The sequence below is a fragment of the Metabacillus mangrovi genome, from assembly GCF_009711125.1.
GTDB lineage: Bacteria > Bacillota > Bacilli > Bacillales > Bacillaceae > Metabacillus_B > Metabacillus_B mangrovi.
In genome coordinates, this window is the sequence record NZ_WMIB01000045.1 from 1 (window position 1) to 3,071 (window position 3,071).

Annotated in this window: 3 protein-coding genes, 1 rRNA gene and 2 pseudogenes; 5 read left to right on the forward strand and 1 reads right to left on the reverse strand. The window is 47.2% G+C overall.

The features are described from left to right. Positions 1 to 75, reverse strand: a 16S ribosomal RNA gene (locus tag GKZ89_RS20625); the annotation flags it as partial. 239 nt (positions 76 to 314) lie between these two features. Between GKZ89_RS20625 and GKZ89_RS21460 the strand changes: the two genes are divergently transcribed. From GKZ89_RS21460 to GKZ89_RS20650, 5 genes and pseudogenes are all read left to right on the forward strand, one after another. Further along, complete coding sequence (locus GKZ89_RS21460; protein ID WP_155114293.1) at positions 315 to 521, forward strand: sugar diacid recognition domain-containing protein; 207 nt, start codon at positions 315 to 317, stop codon at positions 519 to 521. Positions 522 to 534: 13 nt separating this feature from the next. Then, positions 535 to 780 (forward strand): annotated as a pseudogene (locus tag GKZ89_RS21670) (sugar diacid recognition domain-containing protein); the annotation flags it as partial. Between the two features lie 107 nt (positions 781 to 887). Then, positions 888 to 1,040, forward strand: a complete 153-nt coding sequence (locus GKZ89_RS20640; RefSeq protein WP_155114294.1) for a hypothetical protein — start codon at positions 888 to 890, stop codon at positions 1,038 to 1,040. Between the two features lie 253 nt (positions 1,041 to 1,293). Next, a pseudogene (locus GKZ89_RS21675) lies at positions 1,294 to 1,449 on the forward strand (helix-turn-helix domain-containing protein); the annotation flags it as partial. 93 nt (positions 1,450 to 1,542) lie between these two features. Beyond that, positions 1,543 to 2,673, forward strand: a complete 1,131-nt coding sequence (locus tag GKZ89_RS20650; protein ID WP_162357161.1) for a glycerate kinase — start codon at positions 1,543 to 1,545, stop codon at positions 2,671 to 2,673. Positions 2,674 to 3,071 lie beyond the last annotated feature (398 nt).

Consider the following 3,071-nt stretch of genomic DNA (forward strand, 5'->3'; position numbering starts at 1 on the left):
AGAGATCCGCTCGACTTGCATGTATTAGGCACGCCGCCAGCGTTCGTCCTGAGCCAGGATCAAACTCTCCAAAAAGTGTTTGACTAGCTCTTATTTAAAACTTTAGAATTAACGTTGGCACTTCGATTTGTTCAGTTTTCAAAGATCATTTTGTTTCAACCGCTTCGCTCAGAAGCGACTTTATTAATTTACCACGTCTCAGGATTTTCGTCAACAACTTTTTTCAAAAAGTTTAATAGGTTGATTGTTTTGTTTCCTGTTGATGAGGCAAGAATTAAACTTTACCATGGATGAAATAGATAGTCAACATTTTTTTGAATAAAGATGTAGTGATAGACGATGAGCCTGCTTACCGAGAAGATTGCAGAAGTCATAATCAGCCGGACGAAGAAGATCATTCCTGCAACATTAATATAATGAACCGGGAAGGGATGATTATTGCTTCAGGAGAAAAGGAACATCTCCATTCCATTCACGAAGGGGCCCGGCTCGTTATTCAGGCAATCGGAGAATTGATTTGACCGAAACTCAAAGTCTCATTGCAAGAGTACGAAATCCGGAGTAAATCTCCCTATCTTCTATATAGAGCAGCTCATCGGTGTAATCGGCATTACAAGACGTCCGGCAGAGGTCGGCTCTTTTGACGAAATTGAAAAAATGGCAGCAGAACTTATTGTAGAGCAGTCCCATCTATTTGATCAGCTTCATATAAGAAGCCGGATGAGAGATGAAACCGTGCTTCAATTTTTAAGTGCAGCTCCCGGAGAGAAACAACAGTGAATTGAACAGGAGCAAGAGTTCAAAGTTGACTTAACACTCCCGAGATTCGCTGTATGTTTCTATTTAAAGGTTCCCGATGTCCTTGACCTCTCACCGCCGGCAGAATAATGAAGGAAGCGTTCAGTAAAGGAAGTCTTGTCATTCCCCTGTCTGAAACTGTACTCGTTGTCCTTATCCATGTAGCCGATTCTTTCTCCGAGTCAGACCGGGGCCAGTTGATTGAGCAGACTGATTTGCTGATTCAATCTTGCAGCCGTTAAGTATATGCAGGCGTGGGGGGGATGCTGACTGGGATGTTAAGATATCCTATCAGCTTGCTGAACAGACTCTGAAAGCGGGTTTGCGGATGGACTCCGAAATGAATGTATATGATTATCGGAACCTTTCTCCCCCTGTCCTGGCTGAAAGCATGAAGAGCAGCAGCTGCTCTTATCAGTTTAGAAGAATAAAAAACTCTTTACCTGAAGCGGACCAAAGCGGCATGCTCATTGATACCCTCCTTGCTTTTTAAGATGCGATGGCGAGATCTACAAAAAAGCAGCTTCCCTCTATATACACCGGAACACTCTCCGGTACAGGCTTCTAAAAATTGAGGAACTGACCGGTTACAGTCCGAAAACATCCGAAGGTATGACCGCGCTTTCTCGCGCCTTAAACGGGAGCCCATAATGTGCTCATTAAACCATCATCGAATTAGTTCTCACCATTATTTCCACTCTTATTTTTGGAGTTTTTACGTTTTTCTAGAAAGGAAGAAGTACAGTGAAAATCGTCATTGCACCTGATTCATTTAAAGAGAGCATGTCTGCAGCAGAAGCAGCAGCAGCTTTTGCAAAGGGCTTTTTGAGAAAAATACCCACAGCTCACATCGTTCAGATTCCGCTGGCAGATGGCGGGGAAGGGCTGACCACCGCTTTAGTTAAGGCAGCAGAAGGCGAATTCATTAAAACAACCGTGAATGGGCCGCTTTTTTCTCCAGTAGAAGCTGTATACGGATTGATCGATAACGGAAAAACCGCAATTATTGAAATGGCAGAAGCATCCGGCCTTCACCTTGTTCCCCGTGCTGAACGAAATCCCCTTCTTACATCCACCTGCGGCACCGGAGAACTGATCAAGCATGCCGCCCGGAGAGGTGTTAAGAAGATTATTCTTGGAATCGGGGGGAGCGCGACGAATGACGGAGGCTCCGGAATGGCAGAGGCTCTCGGCATCCGGCTGCTTGATGATAAAGGCGCTCCCATCCCGCCCGGCGGAGGCGGACTTTCCCGTCTGTCATCCATCCATATGGAAGGAAAGCTCCCGGAGTTAAACGGTATACAGATCACAGCAGCCTGTGATGTGGACAATCCTCTCACAGGGAAAAAGGGAGCTTCGGCAATTTTTGGGCCTCAAAAAGGCGCAACTGCTGAAATGGTTCAGGAGCTGGACAAAAATCTCTCCCGTCTTTCTTCTATTGTAAAACGCGACTTAGGGAAAAATGTGGACAGCATTCCCGGCAGCGGAGCAGCAGGCGGACTCGGCGCCGGCCTCCTCGCATTTTTAGATGCCAGGCTTGAAAAAGGCATCAGCCTTGTCCTGGATGCTGTCCGATTTGATGAACAAATCGCCAGCGCAAGCCTGGTCGTTACCGGCGAAGGAAGGCTTGATGGCCAAACACTCCACGGAAAAACACCAATGGGTGCGGCAGAAAGAGCCCGAAAACAGCAGATTCCTGTAATTGGAATCGCCGGCTCACTAAGCCCTGAAGCGGAAATTTTATTGGAACATGGCTTCACTTCTCTTTTCTCAATTACACCGGGAGTCCTGCCGCTTGAGCAGGCTTTATCTGACGGCAAAGAGAATATGGAACGGTTTGCGTACAGTCTGGCCGGGGTGCTGCAGCTGAAATAAGGTGATTGAGGGAACGCATTGCTTACAAAGCAAGGTGAAGGAAAACAGGAATCTGCACTGCTTAAAAAGAAAACGGGGTCAGACCCGCACTGCTTTAACGCATCAGGGGACAGAGACCGTACGCTGTAATCCCATGCACCGCAAGGGATATAGCTTACGTTGCCGGAGCTTTAGTGCGGCAGAGAAAGTGGGGACAGGCACCGGGTCTGTCCCCACATCCTTCACCGCATCAGGGGACAGAGGATTCACCCTACAGATCCTTGGGGCCCAACGGTTTCCAGAGCCGGTACCGGAGCTTTAGTCCTTTAGCAGAGTGAGGGACTGACCCACTAGCGATGCACGGTTTCAAAATACTGTAAAAAGTGGAAGGTGTACCTTTACAGAACACAAAAAAACTC

Bases quoted from the DNA above. Each gene is read 5' to 3' on its own strand.
- GKZ89_RS20640 (WP_155114294.1), top strand. From the start codon at position 888: ATGAAGGAAGCGTTCAGTAAAGGAAGTCTTGTCATTCCCCTGTCTGAA.